The sequence below is a fragment of the Acaryochloris marina MBIC11017 genome (genome assembly GCF_000018105.1).
In the GTDB taxonomy this organism is placed as follows: domain Bacteria; phylum Cyanobacteriota; class Cyanobacteriia; order Thermosynechococcales; family Thermosynechococcaceae; genus Acaryochloris; species Acaryochloris marina.
In genome coordinates this window covers 1,522,761-1,542,096 of sequence record NC_009925.1, presented here as the reverse complement: position 1 = coordinate 1,542,096, position 19,336 = coordinate 1,522,761, and the positions used below count along the sequence as shown (strand labels likewise).

Genomic DNA, 19,336 nt, shown 5'->3' with positions numbered 1-19,336 from the left:
TCGAAATTCTGAGACCTAATAAGACCGCGGGTTCTATGGGTGGGGCTTGCAAAACTCTCTAGATTTCGTGCAGACCTAGAATCTGCATCGATTCGTGTCTACTAGTTGCAGTAGGGGATCTACGCTCAATATGGGGCGTGTAATTCACCTGTTGTGCAAAATGATGGAATAGTTGGGCTTGCTCGAGTCGCCTTGTCAACCCATTACACTCGACCAAGTTGTGATGAGAAAGACAATCACGGCCCCCAACGCCAATATACCCTGAATTAAATTACCGATCAAGGAGCTAGCAACGACTGCTACCGCAGCTTTTAATGCCTGCTTGAGGTTGCGCCGATACAAAAACTCTCCGATAAATGCACCCAGAAATGGGCCAATCAGCAGACCAATAATGGGACCGCCAACGACTAGTGCAGGGGGTAAAAGGCCAAATAGAACTGCAACTAATCCGACCATTGCGCCAATCTGCCCCCAACGGCTGACCCCGGCTTTTTTCGCTCCCCAAAAAGTGGCTAGAAAATCTACGGCTGTGCTGATGACGAGTACTGCTATGGCGACCCCCAAGGCCACGCCAATTTTGCCGAAGCCGACCACTAAGCCCCAGAGCAAGATGGCAATTAGTACAAGGCTAGAGCCTGGTAAAGCGGGGACAACGGAGCCGATAACGCCGATGATCATGACGGCGATAAGGATCCAATACAGAATGATTTGCTGGTCTTGAAGAGTGCTTAGAAAGTCCACAGACATTATCCAGAAATGGGGGTTGATTCTTGTTGGCTGAGGGTATTGTCTAATTTATCTGCGATCGCACTCACCCATGCTTCATCCTGGTTGGTGTAGCTGCGAGGGACATTGGCACCTAAAATAAGAACGCCTTCCTGACCAATGGGCTGGCAGATTACACCCTGAGTATTTTCAGGGAGATAATTGAACTCAACCCTGCCTGGATAAAGCTTCAGGGCTACTAAATAGACCGCTTTTCCAGTATTCAAAACCCGCTCAACAATGGCACCAGGTTTCACCGTTGAGGTCGGTCCTAAGACTCCTCGTCGGAGCAATACCTGATCGCGATACCAAATCACCACAGATTTGGTAACGGTATTGGTGAGCAAAATGTGAGAGGCCCAAGCCAACTCCGTTTGCATGGATTCTGGTAAGTGAGGTGCGAGTTCAAAGCCCTGTTCTCCAATCAGTTCGACCGCTTCAGGTGATCGCGGTTGAACTCGTTGCCAGAGTAACCCTGTCAATATCAGTACAGCACTGATAATGACGCCAACTGCATCGGAGCGAGCTTGGGATGTCGTTAAATTTGGGGTCAGTAGGCGGTTCAGCATGAGTAGGGTTCCGCCTAGCCCCCCAACTGCAAAGGGCAGTAAACGTAATATTCGATTGGGATCAGACTTGGTCATCCCTTTTGGGTGGATACTGCAGGACTATCTTTATAGTAATCCGTTGGGGAGAGAGTGTTGTGCTTCACAAATAGCTCTGTTGAAATTGATGTGCAGCGTTTCCGGCCTACTAATGGCGACAGACATTCAAGGGTGGGTTGCTCGATATCTTTCTACATAGGGCCACAGTACTCTAGAAGAATCACTACAGGATGGCTATTCATAGCTTTAAAAGTGAGTTTTCTAGTAGACACTAAAAGCATAGGATTGACGTGCTAACCGCAGGAATACGGACTAGTGGCTAGATGCTGATGGGCTCAGATATTTTTTTTGGGATTATGTGGTTTTCAATCAGAAATACAATACTTCAATCAGTCTTATCTATACTGACAGAGTTTTATAGCTATTTCTACTATTAACTTAGCAATGGCTTTGATAGGAAAAGTGTATTAATAAGATTTCCTGAATTCTTCCCGAATTCTTCTGCCTTTTCTTTACTATCCTTGCTTATTTTAAAAATGTGAAAAGTCCAACCCTATCCGGTTGGGTTTGTGAACCCATCACTTGATGTAGGTGGCTATGAACTGTTTTTACTGAAGTTCACCTACCCGTATAGAACATGTCAACTGAACTGGCCATTGAGATAGTTCACTAGGCAATCTGTCATCACTGCTAACTAGATAGCGGCCACTGGTGAGGTTGATCAGAAAGCGATTCTGGAGAATATCTGAATGTCAAAGGTCGTCAGACTGGACCCGATTGGCCAAGAAGCAACTGTGAGTACCAACGATCATTTGCTGTCGGTGTTACTAAAGCAAGAATTGCAGGTCTTACAGGAATGTGGGGGCAGGGGCATGTGTGCAACTTGCCATATCTTCATCAAAGAGGGGATGGAGCATTTATCGCCAGTGAGTCGCCGGGAACGCCGCACATTGGGGGTAATTGCAACATGCCAGCATCAGTCCCGCCTGGCTTGCCAAAGTAAGGTCGTCGGCGAAGGTGTGGTCGTAGAGCTTCCATCTGGCATGTATCTCAGTGAGATGAGTGAGATTGAAAATCTGATTGGTCGTCGCACTGAGGAGAATATCTTGCATCCTCTTGATGGCCGAGTCCTAGTGGAGACGGGAAAATTGATTACTCGATCCATGATTACTCAACTGAAAGAAACCCAAAGTGAAGTTGCCACTCAAGTTGCAACTTCCCAGCTGAATTAAATCAATATTGATCAAGGAGATATCTCATGTTTTCACAACTCAAAAACTTGCGAATTGAAACAGATGGCCGCTATGCGACAGAACAAGAACTGGCATTCTTAAAAGCCTATCTTGGCTCTGTGCGTCAACGTATAAGTACCTATGAAAAAGTTCGAGATGCTGAAGAGGTGATCATGGATCAGGTGGAGGAGAACCTTAAATCGATTGATCCTCAGATCTTTCAGAAGGGAACTGAAGATTGTTCAGAGATATGCCGTCGAGATCGGAAAAATACGCTACGTCACTCAGCCGCAGCGATGTTGTTCAATGATGTAGATAGACTGCGTGAGGGGTTATTAATATGGCAAGGAACCATCGTACGTGCTATTCAGAGCGAGGAAGCTTCCTCGCTCACTTGGCAAGAAATGCCTAAAGTCGTGGAAGATCATTTATCACCCGAAGAATCTGAACTAATGGGGCCTGCACTACAACTTACTCGAACTTTATTGATGTAATTGAATGGGATTAAAACGCTTTTTGTTTCTACTGCAAGCACTTCATATTCTAGATATTAGATGTTTGAATAGTAAATAACCTCAAAAAAACAGAGGTAATGCTTGGTAATTTTTTATTCTAACGTTTGTTCATGAAATGATTCAGTTTTATCTTTCTCTAAAGAAACTGTATAAAGCACAAAGCTATCAGCAAAAAGCAGCCGATAGCTAAGCCTCATATAGTTCTCAATTCCTGGAACAAGAAACTTGGTTTATTGAAGATATAAGAATAAGATTTCATCGAAAATACTTTCGATAAAATCTTTAACTACCTGGCATTATATGAACAGGCGAACCTTTGGATTTTAATGCTATGCATAGATTGTTCGCTGATTTTAATGAGTAAATCACAAATAGATTTTTTAATTGACCGTAGTAATTTTAATAATAATCTTTATCATAGATTTTTTATTTTCTAGAGTTAGACACCATACTTGATAACTAAAACTGTCGGTTAAAATTATGGGCAATATAGGTTTATTCACTCTGGATTTTTGAACCCTTTAGTCAGGATTAGTGTAATCATGATTGAGGGGTTTAAGCTATCTTAAGTCGTAAAAGTCTTTGCTAGAGCTTTACCTAAAGTGACTGAACCGAAACCTTTTCATCCGCCCTGCTCATGCCATCAAAATGGTTTTACAGAAGAAGACCATACTCCAAGTCGCGATGCAAAGCTCGAAATGCTGCTACAGCATTCTACTTTGTTGAGAGAGGTAACGAATGAAATTCAACAGAACCTTGATACCAATACTATCTTTCAGATTGCTGTCGATAAAATTCAGAACATATTAAAAGCAGATCGCGTCGCGATATTTCGGCTTGATCCTGAATCTAACTATACAGAAGGTGTATTTGTTGCAGAGAGGGTTTTACCCGTCTTTTGTTCTGTCGTTTCGGCTCAAGTTCGTGAAGAGTCTTTGGGGCTGAATCCTGTTTCTAGGTATCAGTTAGGACAGGTGTTTGCCATTGAAGATGTTTATAAAGCGGGATTGAGTGAGTTTCATATTCAAATTTATGCGCGGTTTGAAGTACGGGCAACATTGGTGGTTCCGATGCTTCAAGGGGATACATTATGGGGATTTTTATGTATTCATCAGTGCTCAGGGCCTCGTGTCTGGTTACCGACTGAGATTGAGTTTGTCCAGCAACTGGCAACTCAGCTCAGCATTGCGCTAAAGCAGGCAAAATTATATGAGCATGCCTTGGAAAAGTCTCAGCAATTACAACTTGCTCTACAGCAGGTTGAGATCCAAAAGGAGCAGGAGGCTTGGAAAGCAAAGTATGAGCGTAATATTGCTGAGATTATTCTGCGTATTCGGCAAAGTTTAGATATTCAAGATATTTTTCGGGCGACGACCCATGATGTGCGGGAGTCTTTGGGATGCGATCGCGTCGTCGTCTACAAATTTTTTCCTGATTGGTCTGGAGAATTTCTCGTTGAAGCAACTGCCCCTAACATCCTGCCCCTCTCAGAATTAGAGGTGCCAATGGTTTGGCAGGATACTTATTTGCAAGAAAACCAAGGGGGAAAGTACCGAGATAATGCTACTACAGTTGTAGCTGACATTTACCAAGAATCTTATAGAGACTGCCATTTAGAGATTTTGGAATGGTACAAGATTCGTGCCTATATGGTTGTTCCTGTTTTCATTGGAGAAACCTTATGGGGATTGCTGGCAGCCTATCAGCTTAACGTCCCACGTCAATGGCATAAAGTCGAACTTTACCTCTTAAAGCAGGCAGGGGCTCAGCTCGGTGTGGCATTGCAACAGGCAGAGTTATTAAAGCAGGTCCGAGAGTCCAGAGATAAAGCAGAAGCAGCAAATAAAGCTAAAAGTGCTTTTTTAGCCAATATGAGTCATGAGTTGAGAACGCCGCTGAATGCCATTTTGGGGTTTAGCCAACTGTTAGCGCGGGATGAAAACCTAACTCTTGAACAAAAACAAACTCTCAATACTATTAATCGGAGTGGTTCCCATCTACTGAGTTTGATCAATGATGTGTTGGACATGTCCAAGATAGAAGCAGGAAAAATTGCCCTCAATCCCAAAAACTGTGACCTGCTCCCCTTGCTAGATTCCTTGCAAGAAATGTTTGCTTTAAAGGCCAAGTCGAAAGGGTTAGTGCTGAACATTCAAAAATCAAGCCAATTACCGTCTCATATCCGTGTTGATGAAAGCAGGCTTCGGCAAGTATTGATTAATCTGTTGACCAACGCCTTGAAGTTTACAGATGTTGGCTCCGTTACTCTGAGAGTTTTTACCCAACCCTTACCTGCACCCTTTTCGCTAAATCAGGAGACACTTCAACCGAGTCTCTCTTTATGCTTTGACGTCGAAGATACGGGAATTGGCATAGCGAACAATGAACTCGATCATATTTTTGAAGCCTTTATCCAAACCTCATCGGGGCGACGCTCACATGAAGGAACGGGGTTGGGCCTAGCGATTTGTCATCACTTTATCCACCTGATGGAAGGCGATATTCAGATCCAGAGTCAGCTGGGGCAAGGAACAACAGTATCTGTGCAGATTCCTGTATTGATCCCAGAAGTGAAGGCTGTTGAAGACTCTGCCTATGCGAATGTTATTGGTCTTGCTCCTGACCAAGCACCGATCCGAATGCTGATCGTCGAAGATAATCCAGAAAACCGTCAGATCCTAAAGCGACTGATGACGGAGTTGGGATTTGAGGTGCAAACCGTCGACAATGGCCAAGCCGCGGTAGAGTGCTGGCAAACTTGGCGTCCTCATATGATTTGGATGGATTGGCAACTACCGATCCTGAATGGATATGAAGCAACGAAAGCTATTCGCTCCTTAGAAGCTCAAGATCAGGATGCTGGCGATCTTGCTTCACAAAATGCTGTTGAGATTACGGATCGGTTGCCTGAAAGAACCATCATTATTGCGGTCTCTGCTAGTGTCTTTGAAGATACTCAAGCTGAATGCGAAGACGTGGGCTGTGATGATTTTCTATGCAAACCTTATCAACCCAGTATGTTATACGAGCTTCTGGTCCAACATCTGAATTTGAAGTTCTTGTATGGTAATCAGGGGCAGACCGTTGCGGCATCTGGTGATGGGGATTCACCGTTGATGAGAGATCGAGAAGCAGAATTGCAGTTATCGCAACGGACTGAAGAATGGCTAACTCAATTTCAACAAGCAGCGGTGGAACTGGATGAGGAATTAGTGAGTCAAAAAATAGCGGACATTACTGCTGACAATCCCAGGTTGACTAAGAAGCTAATGAAGCTATTTAGCGGGTTTCAATTCGATCAAATTGCTGACTTGGTTGATAACGCCTTGTCTCTCAAAGGGAAGGCATAGCCATAGTATCCATTATCAAATTGCGTGAATTGTCAGGGATTGAAATCGTTCAACCATGCTGAGGAAAATTGCGATCGCAGATCACCATGTGACGATACTGGATTGAGATCGCCTTAAGTCAATCCCCAAACTCTTCCAATTAGACACCTTGCTCTGTGGCAGGTACTTCACCAAAACTAATTTGTTCGGAGGAATAAGACCGGGGCTCAATGTGAATGGTGGCCCGGACAGGAGCATACTTTTCATCCAGAATCGATTCCACCTCTTCTGTGATGTTATGGGCCACTTCAACACTATCTGAATCAACCACCAAGTGCATTTCGATAAAAGCTTGACGTCCCAACAACCCCCGAGAAGCAATATCGTGGCAGTTGAGTACGCCAGGCACATTAATAACGGCGTCATGGATGGCTTCTGGGGCAATGGCCATTTCATCTACTAACCAGGGCAGATTGCGCTGCAGTACTGACCAGCCACTGGCAAACACCAAAATACAAACGGGAAAGGCCAGCAACACATCAACCCACTGATAGCCCAACCCCACGCCAACCAGGCCAAGCATGACCATGGCCGTCACCCAAATATCGCTCATTGTATGTTGGGCATCCGATAGCAGAATACTGCTGCCAACCCGCTCACCCACGCGGCGTTCGTACACCGCCACCACAATATTGATGCCCAACACCACCAGCAATAGCTCTAAGACTTGGGGAGACATCTCCACGGGAGACTCATGGTTGAAGAGGTGTCCCACCGCCCCTTCTAAAATTTCAAAGCAGGCAATTCCTAAAAATGCAGCAATACCTAATGCGCCGATGGCATCAAATTTTTGATGTCCATAGGGATGTTCTCGATCCGGTTCAGGGGATGCCAACCGATTCATCGTCAATCCCAGGACATTATTGGCACTATCCGTAATGCTATGGAGGGCATCGGCAAATAAGCTAAGGGACCCAGTCCACCATCCGAGTCCGGCCTTAATTAACATCACCGTCACATTTAAAAACAAGACTGTGACGAGCACATTGCGCACATCTTGGCGATTATCGAGGGTCATAGGGCTACTGGGGCTGCTTTTTAAGAACTGCTATTGAGATCAATCATCAGTCATAAATACGGCTTACTGCAACTATTAGAAGCAAATAGAATAAGTAATTTTTTGATTTAAATCAAAAATATTATTCATTGTCATAGGGCCTCTACAACTTAGGCTTCCTATGAATTAATTGTGGTGAGGGTATTTCAGGGGTTTGAATTGGCATGAGTTCGTTAAGACAGTCTAAAAAGTGGAGACCCTAAAAGACTAATTATTGATAACGACTATTAATTAGCTGAGTCAAGATTTTTGGATTTCACCCTGTTGTAGGTGAGTTAGATAGGGATTGCTATCAATTGGGTAGTAGCACACTGCTGCGATCTGCAATGAAGTCTTGATTTGTTGCATCCGCATATTGCTTTGAATTCTGCTGGCAATTTGTATTGGCAGTAAATAATATTGTATTTCTGTGTTTGATACTTCTATTTGTGACCATAAAGTCCCACATTCCTGCTAGTTTCTACCAAAGCTTGGCCAAAACTCGACCGCCACAACAACTGTGGATTTTTGGTTATCGAAATGATGCTCAAACGACTTAGCTGATAGCCCCTAGAACCGCCATTGAAATCTTGCCGGGGGTTGGCAATTTAGGGGTTTGCATCGGCAAAACCGTAATTGGTATCAAGCAGCAAGGTGCTGAGCAAATTTTAGGGACAGATCATCTGTTCGAAGCTGCTTGCTGGGATGAAGTGGTGCTCTGTTTGTCCATGAGTGGCCAAAAGCTAGACAGAGAAGCCATTTGGAGCCACTGCCGTCTATCTCGACAACAGTCAAAGTCAAGAAACGTTTAGATTATTGATAGATTAAAATAAATCTATTCATGATTGAAGATATATATAAATCTATGTATAATAAAGGAGCTTGCACCAACCAACACATCTCTTACGTGAACTCCATTCAGCACACTTAACTCAAGTGTGCTTTTTTTTGACTCAGTCATTGCTAAGGCAGCAACAGCCTCGTAACAGAACATGACGTTTGCCTTCTCAAGCTCAGGTATTGCTGGTAGTTTAGCGTTCAAGGTTCATTGGAATCTCTGGCAGATGTGTCGCTTATGGATGCACTCTTTAACGCATCTGCACTAGCTTTGTTGATTTGACTCAGCTTTGAAAATCCTATACTAATACCGTCTTCCCCTATGAAACTAGGCAATCTTAGCCCCTCCGAGAGTGACGCTTCTCCTTCTTCCCCGTGCCGACCGAGCCTGCTCAGGCGGCCAAAAACAATCGCTATCCTGACGATTCTGTTCACCTACTTAGGAGCACCGTTTGCTGCTGCCGAATCAGTGTTGGAGAAAGTGCAGCGTACGGGGCAGTTAACGGCTGGGACTAGCCAAGAAGCGCAACCTTTTGCCTTTGCAGATGAGCAAGGGCAATTACAAGGCTACTCGATTGAGATGCTGCAATTGATCAAAGATCAGTTGACCAAAGAGCTAGGGCGAGAGGTTCAGTTACAGCTGGTTGCCATCAATCCCGAAGACCGGATTCCTAAACTAGTCCAAGGGAAGGTGGATATCGTTTGTGATGCCAGTAGCTATACTTGGGAGCGGGATAAGCAAATTGACTTCTCTGTGAGCTATGGCCTGACGGGTACTCGCCTGCTCGTAAAGCAGGAAAATGCAGCGTGGGAAACCCCTGACCTAGCAAATAAGAAAATTGCGGCCCTTGCAGCCACCACCAATGAAACGGCCATCCGTCGAGCTCAGCCGCAAGCCCAAATCGTGATTGTAAAAAATCATGGGGAAGGATATGACGCCCTTCAGCAGGGTAAAGTGGATGCTTTTGCCGCCGATGGCATTCTATTGGATGCTTGGCTGCAAACGGCTAAAAATCCTAGCGCATTCAATATTATCGGGTATTTTTCCAAAGAAGGGATTGCCTGCATGATGCCTGAGAATAACTCTAAGTTTGCCGATCAAGTTAATTATTCGTTAGTGCGCTTTATGCAAGGGTATTTGCAAGGTAAAGCATCCTATGTGGAGACGTTTGATCGCTGGTTTGGAGACCAGGCAAAGGTTCCCCTAACCCAGGATTTACGGGCCTTGGTGTTAGAAGCCATGCAGTTAGTCGTTGACTTTAAAGAAGAGATTCCCAAGAGCGATTTGTAGGCTTTACCCGCAGTCATCGACTTGAGAGAGCTAGCCTACCTTTTCGTTTAAGGGACAATGGCACTCTTCCTGCTGCAGCCATTGCTGTCCAACTTGATAGAGGGCGGCTAAAACAGGTTGAATCTGTCGCCCCTTGTTGGTGATGGAATATTCCACATGCAAGGGAACCTCTGCAAACACTTGCCGCTCGACTAGGCCATGATCCTCTAAATCCCGTAGACGTACCATCAGGGTTTTGGTACTGATGCCAGGTAATGCAGATTGGAGTTGATGGGTGCGTTGGGGACCGCTAAACAGTTCTCGCAAAATGGGAATAGACCACTTGCCGCCAATTCTATCCAAGGTATATTCAATCGGACAGCAGGAGCTGAGACAGTTTTGGGTATCGTCCATCATTCACCCCAGGGGCAGTACACTTCCATCCTGACGGTTCTAGAGGGGACGTCAAGGGATAGGGGACAGATTATCCAAAATTTAAGAATTCGTTCAGAAGTCCGTCAAGGATAGATCGGACGCTAGCTTTTTACTTTAGGTAACTAGGTATACCTTTAGGTAACTATCTTGCCGCTCTAGGAGGGATCAGTCAGGATGCAAGCAGTAGCTAGAGGGAACCCTTAGACATGATTCGACTACTGGTTGGTGTGCTCGTCTTTGTTTTAAAAACGGTCTATCGAGATCGTCCTATACCGCGTTTTTATGTGTTAGAAACGGTGGCTCGAATTCCCTATTTTTCCTATCTATCGGTGCTGCATTTCTATGAAACTCTGGGGTTTTGGCGACGGGCTGATTGGCTGAAGGTGCATTTTGCGGAGTCTTGGAATGAACTTCACCACCTGCTGATTATGGAAGCGTTGGGTGGAGATAAAAAGTGGATTGATCGGTTTCTCGCTCGCCATGTGGCGTTGCTGTACTACTGGATTGTTGTGGCGCTGTATGTGGTGTCACCCCGTTCCGCCTATCATTTCATGGAACTCGTCGAGCAGGAAGCCTTTCAGACCTACAATTCTTTTCTGCATGACCATGCCGAGGAACTCAAAGGTCAACCTGCGCCCCAGATAGCCGTTAGCTATTATCGCGATGGCGATCTCTACATGTTTGATGAGTTCCAGTCCGCTCGTGTTCCCGAAGAACGTCGTCCTGCCGTGGATAACCTATACGACGTGTTTGTCAATATTCGGGACGATGAAATGGAACATGTGAAAACCATGGTGGCCTGCCAGTCTCTAGAAGCGCAGGCTAACCTCAGCCCTCATAGTTCCACTCTGATTGCTGAATCTTAAAACTTTGACTCCTGTTGCTGCAATCTCCTCTGAATGAACAGCTTGGGGCGGCTGGTATGGGTCGCCCTTCCCTCTTTTGGAGATTGAGGCAAGGAACGATAGGTGCGATCGCAACCCTAGATACCCGTCATAACGGTAGTAAACATCATGAAGACCACCCAGAAAATAGATCCTTTACTATCCCTGATTGCAGTGCCACCCGGTTATTTGAACGTTATGGGGTATTGGGATGCATCGGAAGAGAATGGTCCAGGCTGTCGGGCGGTAGTGTGGTTACAAGGCTGTCATCGTCATTGTTCTGACTGTGCAAATCCACAATCTTGGTCCTTTGAACTCAATGAGTTGATATCGATTGATCGCATGTTTCGAACCATTGTTCGCAATCCTAAGAATGAGGGGGTGACCTTTGCCGGAGGAGAACCCTTTTGGCAAGCATCAGCTTTAGCTTTACTGGCAAAGCGTTTGAAAGCAGAAGGTTTGAATACGATGGCCTATACGGGATTTACCCTAGAGCGATTGCTAGCGCCCTACGCACCAGCAGGTTCGCAAGCGTTATTGGATCAGTTAGACCTAGTGGTAGATGCTTCGGTATGTAAAACCCCTGTAGGGTGTTTCTTATAGTGCTGGATTAATAAGAGACTGAGCCCCGTAGTTTGCTGAATGGATAAGACCTAAGGGCAGCACCATACCATTTAGTCATTGGCTAACTGATGGATTGAAGTCCATTCCTAGGTCTCCCCGCAATGTGGCAATTATCTCACCGGCAATTTCTTTATCATGCTTGGGGTTTTCTCTCATACAAACCATGCCGGACCGCAATCTCTGCAGATGGTCAAATATCTGTTCGACTGAACATCCTTGTGCAACCAACGACACAATCTGAGGGGCGTAGCTATCGTACTCGTCTGCCGGGGCAAATTCACCGGGGGCCAGGTCCATCGGGTCCCAACGTCGTAAGATCGCCTGCACGGCTTCAACGTTTGCCATCGCTTCCTTGGCCCATATTTTATTGTTACTGATTCTCATGCCATCACAGTTGGGTTAGTCTAAAGTTGCGTATTACCTACTAGTATTCCGTCAAAGATTTATTGATGGGTAAAGTCTGTGTAATTTGACCCTGGCATCTTGCGTCGTGAACCGCCAGTCAATCCATGTTCCCTTTTGGTTTCGGTGCTCATTCCAAGCCCTCACATGCTTTTGTAAGGTTGGAAAATCAGCAATGCGTTGATCTAAACATTGACGAGACAGGATACTTAATTCAATCTCAGCCATATTGAGCCAGCTTCCATGTTTGGGGGTGTAGAAAAATTCGAACCGAGATAAAAGTCTCCTGGCTTCTTCAGGTTCAAAAGCTTTGTAGAGTGAGGAGGGGGAGTGAATATTGAGATTGTCTTGAACCAGCGTGAGGGTGTGGGCCTCAGGGTAAAACACATCCACTAATTCTTTGAGTAGATGAGCATAGTCAATGGCAGTTCGTCGTTGAGTTACTTTCACATATCGCGTGCCTACTATTGGCTCACACAACATAAAGAGATTGGCTGTGCCCTTACGTTCATACTCATAGTCAACACGTTCGGGTTGACCACGTTGAGCCGCGATGGGTAGAGTGATTTCCTCAACCAATTGCTTGGTGGCTTCATCCAGACAAATCAAAGGATTCCTCAAGTCATAAGGACGCTCATAAACCGTTAAGAGCTCCTCCATTCGCCAGACAAATTCTGCATTCTGCTGTGGGGGGATGACCCAACAGGTCTTTCGCCAAGGCTGCAACTCGTTTTTTTTAGAGTTTGTCGGACACTCTCATGACTGAGGTGGTCGATGTAGCCTAATTCCACCATCTGGTCTGCGAGTAAGCGTAATGTCCAGCGAGCATGACCAACGGGGGGTTCACTGCAGCGTAAGGCAATCAGATGAGCTTCTTGTTCTCCTTGTATTTTTCGCTTTCGACCTGCCCCAGAACGTTGATTGATAGCAGCTTCAAGGCCTTCTTCCACAAATCGCATACGCACCCGCTCAATTGTGCGTATGCTGACACCTATCGCTTCATGAATTTCTCGATCACAGCAACCACCATGAGTTTGGTTAGTATCCGCTTTCAGAAGAATGCGGGCATGATTGATTTGCCGAGCACCTCGTTTTCCCGTGAACGTGAAATTCTTGAGATACTGTTGCTCTGGCTCACTCAGAGTGACGATGTACCGTTTACCCATGACGTTCTCCTAGAATGCGTCCATTTCATTCTAGAAAATATACCTGTCAGTCTTTTCTTGACTGAACACTAGACCTCTTGCACAATTCGGCTATCGATGTGGTAGATTGCAAAATAATCAAGTTAGATTGCGGCATAAATTGAGTAGGTAGCACATCGTGAAATGAATATTGCAAGAGGTCTACTGGAGAAAATCGTTGTATTATACTAGCCATCTTCGTTAGTGGTGAGCATGACGTCGCTAGGATTCAGCTCAAATGTTTCCAGGACCTTCTAACATAGAGTGTGCCAAAAAATCAATTGGTGATGCATTTAGGAGTTGCATTAGAGTATACCTACACAGTGATGTCAAACTCACTACGAGGCTTCAACTGTATTTAAGATGAAACTTATTTGCACTGAAGCGCTTATTTGCTACAGTCTTTAACCCTTGACATAAGGGCGGCGAATTCTAACTCGCATTCGCCCACACTTTGTAGTTTAATCGCAAATCCAAAAACAAAAAAAGCTCGCATCGTTGGAAGATGACCTTTAACGGCTTTATTACTAAAAGTGTATTTGCTTTCAATGTACCAACTCAAGGTTTTGGGCCAGCTATTCGGATCTCTCCAGTTTACTGTAGTACCAAATTTGTTCCAATCCTTATTACAACTCTCCCAAATTGCATGCTGGACAGTAAAACCAAATTTTCCCCCACTATATTTCATCCACAGGCGATCAATGTTGAGTAAATCCCTACAGGGAAATCGCCGAATAATTTTTTCGTCTAGAGTTTCACCCATTACTTCTTTCATACGCTCGGCAGTTTCCTGATCAGCAGCTTTCCAGTCTTTAGCTACTAACAGGTCGCGCAGCTTGGCGAGATATTTGCCCCTAAATCGTTCTGAACTTAGGTCATCCTGGCCATTCTCTTCTAGGCCTGACATGGTTTGCTTTTGCTGCTCAAGTGCCATTTGTTGTTCTAGTTCAGGCTCTTTTTGCTGGAACTGGGCTTCAGTTTCCGGCCTTTCTCGTTTCAGTTGTTCTTCTTGTTGCTCAATTGCTTGATGCTGATGCTCTGCTTTAGCACGCCGAAGTTCTAAATCTTGCTTTGGTTTTGCAATTTGACTTTCTTTAGCAGAATTAACTTCATTTTGAATCTTGGCAACATCTCCATCTGCTAGGCCTAAGATTTCTTGTTGCCAGTCTTTCATTTCTGTTAGCGTTGCCTCGCTGAGTGGATAATGCTTTTGAACTTCAGCTTCATACTCCTGGCGATAACGCTCCAGATTTTTGAGGCGGCGACGAGTAGGTTCTAACACGCTTGCAATAATCGCTTGACTGTGACCAACCGCAAGACCCAGCACTCTAGCGTGTTTATCTAAAATTTCTTGTGAGCGATGGCTATGGATTTCGCCTAGTTCATGGTTGATATAGTTTTCGACTAGCGTTCTAAACTTTGATTCGGCGTCAATTTTGACCTTGCTTAAGAAAATGTCATAGCCCTCGTCATTTGCCACGATGATGTCGGGTTTCATATTAGGCTTGACTGCTTGTACCTTTTTCTTGGCATAGTTGTGCAATTCTCGCACCGTTACGATGCCATCTTGGTCTTCATCTGCAGCACCTACCTCAATACCTTCTATAAGATATTGTGTATAAAGTGATAGCTCTGCATCTTCTTGTTGAAAGGATACCTGAGTGGATGATGACGAAGTCAGCACCACGCGCCCCTCTTTGCCTAGTTCACGCTCTAGCTCGACCTTGGCATTGCCCTTTCTCTGCCACCCTTCGGCAAACGCCCCGCTATAACAACAGTCAAGAATAATCACCTGTCGCTTTGCATGAGTATCATCTGATAAATTTTGGATGAAGCTGGCAGGTACTGACCGGGAACGATAGCGTATTTTAGATGTGTTCCGTGATGTGAGGTAGAGGCGGTTGTTATCATCAGTAATTCCATGACCTGAGAAGTAGAGCAGCACTAAATCTTGCTTAGACGATCGTGTAAACAGATCCTCGATGTTTTCGCGCATCTCAGCAAGATCAGGGTTGATCAGGACTTTAATATTGGCTGAGCTAAAACCGCCAAGGTCAGAATTTCCCAACACCTGCTTCATCGCTACTACATCCATTGGAGGAGCACTGAGGGCGTTTAACCCCTCACCATATTCACTAACCCCGATCAGTAGTGCGGATTTCTTAGACTCCGACATTTTACGCTCCACCCGCACTCATTTTGGCCAATAGAGAGTTGGCCACCTCCTCAAGCTGAGCCAATTCTAGTTGACTCCGGGCTTCGAATTCGACTTCCTGCTCACCAACCTTGACCTTCACTTTCATCGGTTGATCCGAAAAGCGATCTCCCATCCAGTTTATAAATGCTTTCAGGTTTGGCAAAGTAACCTCTGCAGTTAAAAAACCCACCAGTGTAGAAAAGCCTTTCTCTCCAAATTCAGATGCTTCCTTTTCAGTGCGTTCTGCATGCTCTACTTGATCGAGATCGCGTAGTTCAGACAGCACTCTCTTCGAGAAGAGTAGCCGCTCATGTTCCTCTAAATCAGGATTACTTTGACCAAAGGTAATTTGCATCGTGTTTTGCTTAGTCATGGATCTAGTCACCAAAAGCACATATAAAAATTGTTGGCATGCTTAATTACGATGTTACACCCGACATTCTGCCAGTTAAATAGTCAACTCAATAATTGAGGAAATTATGACTATTTGCCTAATTTTAACCCCTAAATAAAAGGGCAGCTTGTTTTATACCAATAAGCCCTGTGAATAGCTTTTGGAGATATATTCACCCAACTCCCCTCACTAGAAGATCGACAGCTTAGGAATGTCCTATCCTCAGGTAGACCAATCCGAATTTCAGTAAAATATCTAATTTCTTTGTTGAAAAGAATAGAAATAATTATTCCTAGTTTTCAATACCTATACTTTGTTCTATCGCGTGAATAGTTGGATTAGCGCGTAGTTTCTTATAAGCAGCAGATCAATAAATTTGGCATAAGCATTCTGCCCCCATCCCTCGAAGACCAACACTATACATAAAGGGACGTTCCCACATCCACTGACTGAGCTGTGCCAATAGTTTGAGATTCTCTGGGTAGTGTGATATTTCCAATGTATCAGGCTTTCGCGTTCAAGGAAGTGGATCGTCCAGCCCTGGGACTGAATGGGGGGGAAGATTTTGGCCTACACGAGTGTAAACTTCATCCCCTTCTACCGTCACATCAGAGCCTGCTGGAGCGGGGGGTGACCAGTTCTGTGCCTGGTCTGCTAGGCGTTTTTCCCAACGCATAATGGTGGTATGAGATTTACCAAAGGTACGACCTGCTGCACGGACCCCCATTCCTTCGGTGCGAGCTTTGATGGCATAGCTCACTACTGAACTAGCGGTGCGTAAGCGAGCCATTGGGGTACCCGTGCGTTCGTTGAAACGACGATTGCAATCCTTACACTGATATCGCTGGACTAATGTCCCATCTTGCAGGCTATCAAAGCCGCGCTTAAGGATCTTCTCGCTTGGACATCCATTGATCTACATCAGGGTGCGTCGGAAGCGTTATAGCTAGATCCTGGTAATAGACCAGTGCCCACGAAAAGAAATTCTTCTTTTTGCTCAACTGTTCTGAAGAGTCGAACCTCTGTGGCGATATTGTGAAGTAGTTCTTGAGTCACACTTTCTGATTCCTCATTCTAAAAGCACTTGAGACCTTAGCACGCTTGATCTCTCGTAAGAAAAGCCTGATTTGTATTACTTGCAAAAATTATTGATTACAATTTTTCATCTCTTCATGAGATGAGAGTTGACGAAATTCGAGCGTAATTTCTCCGATCTTAACGTTTTGGGTGTATTGGCTAGAAGGCAGAGAAAGTTGAGATCGCATCGCCTAACTTCTGCTTCACCTCATCCACCGGAATCGCCCCTAACTCACCTGACGCCCGCGTCCGAATATTGAGGCTATGGGCTTCGACTTCCTTATCCCCAATCACTGACATCACTGGGATTTTGGCTTTCTCCGCATTGCGAATTTTCTTGCCTAGGCGATCGCCACTTTGATCCACGGAGACTCGAATCCCCGCAGCCTGCAAATCCGTGGCTACCGCTTGGGCAAAGGGCATATGGTCATCATTCACCGTCAACAGCCGCACCTGTTCGGGGGCTAGCCATAGGGGAAAGACACCTGCATATTCCTCGATTAAGATACCAATCAGTCGTTCTAAAGATCCGAAGGGAGCCCGGTGAATCATAATCGGGCGCTGACGGTTACCGTCTTCTCCCATAAATTCCAGGTCAAAGCGCTCGGGTAGATTGTAGTCCACCTGTACCGTTCCCAACTGCCATTCCCGATCCAGGACATCTTGGAAAATAAAGTCCAGCTTCGGACCATAGAAAGCAGCTTCGCCAATACCTTCAAAATGCTCCATGCCCAAGGTTTCCACGGCTCGACGAATGGCATTCTGAGACTTTTCCCAAGCTTCATCAGAACCAATATATTTGTCTGAATCTGGATCACGGAAGCTGAGACGGGCTTTGAAATTCTTGAGCTGCAGCTTCTCAAAGACGGAGAGAATTAAATCCACCACCTTGAGAAATTCATCATCGAGCTGATCAGGCGTGACAAATAAATGGGAGTCATCGACGGTAAAGCCGCGGACTCGTGTGAGGCCCCCTAGCTCGCCGGATTGCTCATACCGATAAACGGTGCCAAATTCTGCCAGCCGCATGGGTAGGTCGCGATAAGACCGCAACTCACTCTTATAGATCTGGATATGAAACGGACAGTTCATCGGCTTCATCACAAAGCCTTGTTCAGAGCTGCGATCTGCATCGTTCTCACTCATCAGCGGGAACATATCTTCTTGGTATTTTTGCCAGTGCCCTGAAGTCTTAAACAGATCAACCCGAGCAATATGGGGCGTGGTCACCCCCAAATATCCTCGCTGGATTTGTTCCTGTTTGAGGAAGTCTTCGAGTTGCGATCGCAGCAAGGTTCCCTTAGGTGTCCATAAGGGCAATCCCGGTCCCACCAGATCGGAAAAGAGAAATAGTCCCAGCTCTTTCCCGAGCTTTCGGTGGTCACGACGGAGGGCTTCTTCCTTCCGCCGTTTATGTTCTGCTAACTGTTCAGGGGTTTCCCAAGCCGTGCCATAGATACGCTGTAATTGGGCTTTGGTTTCATCCCCTCGCCAATAGGCCCCCGCCACGCTTTCTAGGGCAATCGCTTTAGGATTCAAATCGGCAGTGGACTCCACATGGGGACCGGCACACAAATCCCACCACTGATCGCCAAGGTGATAGAGGGTAATCGGATCCTCTAGATCCTCCAGAATCTCCAGCTTATAAGGTTCTCCTAACGCTTTTATTCTTTTCTTCGCCTCTTCCCGACTCACCTCTTCCCGTTCTACGGGCAGCTTCTTTTTAATGATTTTGACCATCTCTTTTTTGATGGCTTTCAAATCTTTATCTGTAAAAGGAGTGGGGCTGTCAAAGTCATAATAAAAACCGGACTCAATCCACGGACCAATGGTAACTTGGGCATCGGGAAACAGCTTCTGAACAGCCATCGCCATCACATGAGAGGTGGTGTGGCGGATTTTCTTGAGTTGTTCGGATTCACTGGTCTTGGGTAAGTGAATCTTTTCAGGCTGTTGTTCAGGTTGCTGTTCAGCGGACATTATGGATCTATATGTTTGAGCTAATTTTACGGACTTGTCCCATCTTATCGAAACCTTTGAAGGAATCACCGATAAAGTTAGACTTGGCCTCAAACCTCAACTCTCAAGTTTAAATCTGTCCATTGGGTTGATTTGCCTCTTACTTCAACCTCTAAGGCCCCGTCTAAACACCAAATAGAAAAAAGTAACTAAATTTAATGATCACTCCTATGGATGACTCGTGATCAGATCTATCTAAGGAAGGAGCTCAGTTAATCACCAGCATTTTTTCTTTCAAGGCCAACCGTTTTCTCTGGACAGCCTTCTATGTCCCGTTGTTCAAATTAGCAATGCTGTTATGAAGGGCCAGAGCACGATATACCTGACAAGCTGCTTATGGATAACGCTGATAGGTTTACGCCAACCCGAAGGATCTTAAGGGATATCAATCCTATCGTTCAACAACATTGGTCCCTCATCCCTAGCCATTGAGATCAACTGTGCTCACATGTAGGGCCTTTAGAGGCTGGA

At 45.3% G+C, this 19,336-nt stretch carries 16 protein-coding genes and 1 pseudogene; 7 read left to right on the top strand and 10 right to left on the bottom strand.

Annotation, left to right across the window (positions count from 1 at the left end):
* Positions 1 to 195: 195 nt before the first annotated feature.
* Positions 196 to 747 carry a DUF456 domain-containing protein gene (locus AM1_RS06955; protein ID WP_049783694.1) on the bottom strand — a complete coding sequence of 184 codons (552 nt, stop codon included), beginning with the start codon at positions 745 to 747 and terminating at the stop codon, positions 196 to 198.
* A complete protein-coding gene (locus AM1_RS06950; RefSeq protein ID WP_012162108.1) occupies positions 747 to 1,409 on the bottom strand; it encodes a cofactor assembly of complex C subunit B in 663 nt (220 codons plus the stop codon). Before AM1_RS06950 ends, AM1_RS06955 begins: the two co-directional genes overlap by 1 nt.
* Before the next feature lie 710 nt (positions 1,410 to 2,119).
* On the opposite strand from AM1_RS06950, the gene AM1_RS06945 reads away from it, so the two are divergent.
* From AM1_RS06945 to AM1_RS06935, 3 genes are all read left to right on the top strand, one after another.
* Positions 2,120 to 2,602, top strand: coding sequence for a 2Fe-2S iron-sulfur cluster-binding protein (locus tag AM1_RS06945; protein ID WP_012162107.1), 483 nt, complete (start codon positions 2,120 to 2,122; stop codon positions 2,600 to 2,602).
* Positions 2,603 to 2,628: 26 nt separating this feature from the next.
* Positions 2,629 to 3,096, top strand: a complete 468-nt coding sequence (locus tag AM1_RS06940; RefSeq protein WP_012162106.1) for a globin family protein — start codon at positions 2,629 to 2,631, stop codon at positions 3,094 to 3,096.
* A 623-nt stretch (positions 3,097 to 3,719) separates the two neighbouring features.
* Positions 3,720 to 6,467 (top strand): GAF domain-containing protein, encoded by a 2,748-nt coding sequence (locus AM1_RS06935; protein ID WP_041659306.1) that lies wholly within the window; start codon positions 3,720 to 3,722, stop codon positions 6,465 to 6,467.
* 139 nt (positions 6,468 to 6,606) lie between these two features.
* On the opposite strand, the gene AM1_RS06930 is transcribed toward AM1_RS06935, so the two are convergent.
* The gene (locus AM1_RS06930) at positions 6,607 to 7,524 is read right to left on the bottom strand and encodes a cation diffusion facilitator family transporter (RefSeq protein ID WP_012162104.1); all 918 of its coding nucleotides are present in this window, start codon (positions 7,522 to 7,524) and stop codon (positions 6,607 to 6,609) included.
* Between the two features lie 608 nt (positions 7,525 to 8,132).
* Here AM1_RS06930 and AM1_RS06925 point away from each other — a divergent pair.
* Both AM1_RS06925 and AM1_RS06920 read left to right on the top strand, forming a co-directional pair.
* Positions 8,133 to 8,354 (top strand): hypothetical protein, encoded by a 222-nt coding sequence (locus tag AM1_RS06925; RefSeq protein ID WP_012162102.1) that lies wholly within the window; start codon positions 8,133 to 8,135, stop codon positions 8,352 to 8,354.
* 347 nt (positions 8,355 to 8,701) lie between these two features.
* The gene (locus tag AM1_RS06920; protein ID WP_012162101.1) at positions 8,702 to 9,670 is read left to right on the top strand and encodes an amino acid ABC transporter substrate-binding protein; all 969 of its coding nucleotides are present in this window, start codon (positions 8,702 to 8,704) and stop codon (positions 9,668 to 9,670) included.
* A gap of 30 nt (positions 9,671 to 9,700) precedes the next feature.
* Here AM1_RS06920 and AM1_RS06915 read toward each other — a convergent pair whose 3' ends face one another.
* Positions 9,701 to 10,063, bottom strand: coding sequence for a winged helix-turn-helix transcriptional regulator (locus AM1_RS06915; protein WP_041659303.1), 363 nt, complete (start codon positions 10,061 to 10,063; stop codon positions 9,701 to 9,703).
* A gap of 227 nt (positions 10,064 to 10,290) precedes the next feature.
* Between AM1_RS06915 and AM1_RS06910 the strand changes: the two genes are divergently transcribed.
* Together AM1_RS06910 and AM1_RS06905 are read left to right on the top strand one after the other, a co-directional pair.
* Positions 10,291 to 10,950: an alternative oxidase gene (locus AM1_RS06910; protein WP_012162099.1), complete on the top strand. Its 660-nt coding sequence runs from the start codon at positions 10,291 to 10,293 to the stop codon at positions 10,948 to 10,950.
* A gap of 147 nt (positions 10,951 to 11,097) precedes the next feature.
* A complete protein-coding gene (locus AM1_RS06905; RefSeq protein WP_012162098.1) occupies positions 11,098 to 11,571 on the top strand; it encodes a 4Fe-4S single cluster domain-containing protein in 474 nt (157 codons plus the stop codon).
* A gap of 75 nt (positions 11,572 to 11,646) precedes the next feature.
* Here the strand turns inward: AM1_RS06905 and AM1_RS06900 are convergent, their stop codons facing one another.
* From AM1_RS06900 to thrS, 6 genes and pseudogenes are all read right to left on the bottom strand, one after another.
* On the bottom strand, positions 11,647 to 11,937 hold the full coding sequence (locus tag AM1_RS06900) for a hypothetical protein (RefSeq protein WP_012162097.1): 291 nt from the start codon (positions 11,935 to 11,937) through the stop codon (positions 11,647 to 11,649).
* Positions 11,938 to 12,027: 90 nt separating this feature from the next.
* A protein-coding gene (locus AM1_RS39690; RefSeq protein WP_148215688.1) for an IS630-like element ISAcma29 family transposase occupies positions 12,028 to 13,160 on the bottom strand; the annotation gives its coding sequence in 2 pieces (ribosomal slippage) (positions 12,028 to 12,734 and positions 12,734 to 13,160; 1,134 coding nt in all).
* 406 nt (positions 13,161 to 13,566) lie between these two features.
* Positions 13,567 to 15,354, bottom strand: coding sequence for a caspase, EACC1-associated type (locus AM1_RS43080; protein WP_012162095.1), 1,788 nt, complete (start codon positions 15,352 to 15,354; stop codon positions 13,567 to 13,569).
* Between the two features lies 1 nt (position 15,355).
* On the bottom strand, positions 15,356 to 15,748 hold the full coding sequence (locus tag AM1_RS06880) for a hypothetical protein (protein WP_041659300.1): 393 nt from the start codon (positions 15,746 to 15,748) through the stop codon (positions 15,356 to 15,358).
* A gap of 531 nt (positions 15,749 to 16,279) precedes the next feature.
* Positions 16,280 to 16,685, bottom strand: a pseudogene (locus AM1_RS06875) (transposase); the annotation flags it as partial.
* Between the two features lie 320 nt (positions 16,686 to 17,005).
* On the bottom strand, positions 17,006 to 18,826 hold the full coding sequence (gene thrS / locus AM1_RS06870; RefSeq protein ID WP_012162089.1) for a threonine--tRNA ligase: 1,821 nt from the start codon (positions 18,824 to 18,826) through the stop codon (positions 17,006 to 17,008).
* Positions 18,827 to 19,336 lie beyond the last annotated feature (510 nt).

Coding starts and splice junctions, on each gene's coding strand:
- AM1_RS06940 (WP_012162106.1), top strand. CDS start 2,629: ATGTTTTCACAACTCAAAAACTTGCGAATTGAAACAGATGGCCGCTAT.
- AM1_RS06945 (WP_012162107.1), top strand. CDS start 2,120: ATGTCAAAGGTCGTCAGACTGGACCCGATTGGCCAAGAAGCAACTGTG.
- AM1_RS06930 (WP_012162104.1), bottom strand. CDS start 7,524: ATGACCCTCGATAATCGCCAAGATGTGCGCAATGTGCTCGTCACAGTC.
- AM1_RS06910 (WP_012162099.1), top strand. CDS start 10,291: ATGATTCGACTACTGGTTGGTGTGCTCGTCTTTGTTTTAAAAACGGTC.
- AM1_RS06955 (WP_049783694.1), bottom strand. CDS start 747: ATGTCTGTGGACTTTCTAAGCACTCTTCAAGACCAGCAAATCATTCTG.
- AM1_RS43080 (WP_012162095.1), bottom strand. CDS start 15,354: ATGTCGGAGTCTAAGAAATCCGCACTACTGATCGGGGTTAGTGAATAT.
- AM1_RS06905 (WP_012162098.1), top strand. CDS start 11,098: ATGAAGACCACCCAGAAAATAGATCCTTTACTATCCCTGATTGCAGTG.
- AM1_RS06920 (WP_012162101.1), top strand. CDS start 8,702: ATGAAACTAGGCAATCTTAGCCCCTCCGAGAGTGACGCTTCTCCTTCT.
- thrS (WP_012162089.1), bottom strand. CDS start 18,826: ATGTCCGCTGAACAGCAACCTGAACAACAGCCTGAAAAGATTCACTTA.
- AM1_RS06880 (WP_041659300.1), bottom strand. CDS start 15,748: ATGACTAAGCAAAACACGATGCAAATTACCTTTGGTCAAAGTAATCCT.
- AM1_RS06900 (WP_012162097.1), bottom strand. CDS start 11,937: ATGGCAAACGTTGAAGCCGTGCAGGCGATCTTACGACGTTGGGACCCG.
- AM1_RS06950 (WP_012162108.1), bottom strand. CDS start 1,409: ATGACCAAGTCTGATCCCAATCGAATATTACGTTTACTGCCCTTTGCA.
- AM1_RS06915 (WP_041659303.1), bottom strand. CDS start 10,063: ATGGACGATACCCAAAACTGTCTCAGCTCCTGCTGTCCGATTGAATAT.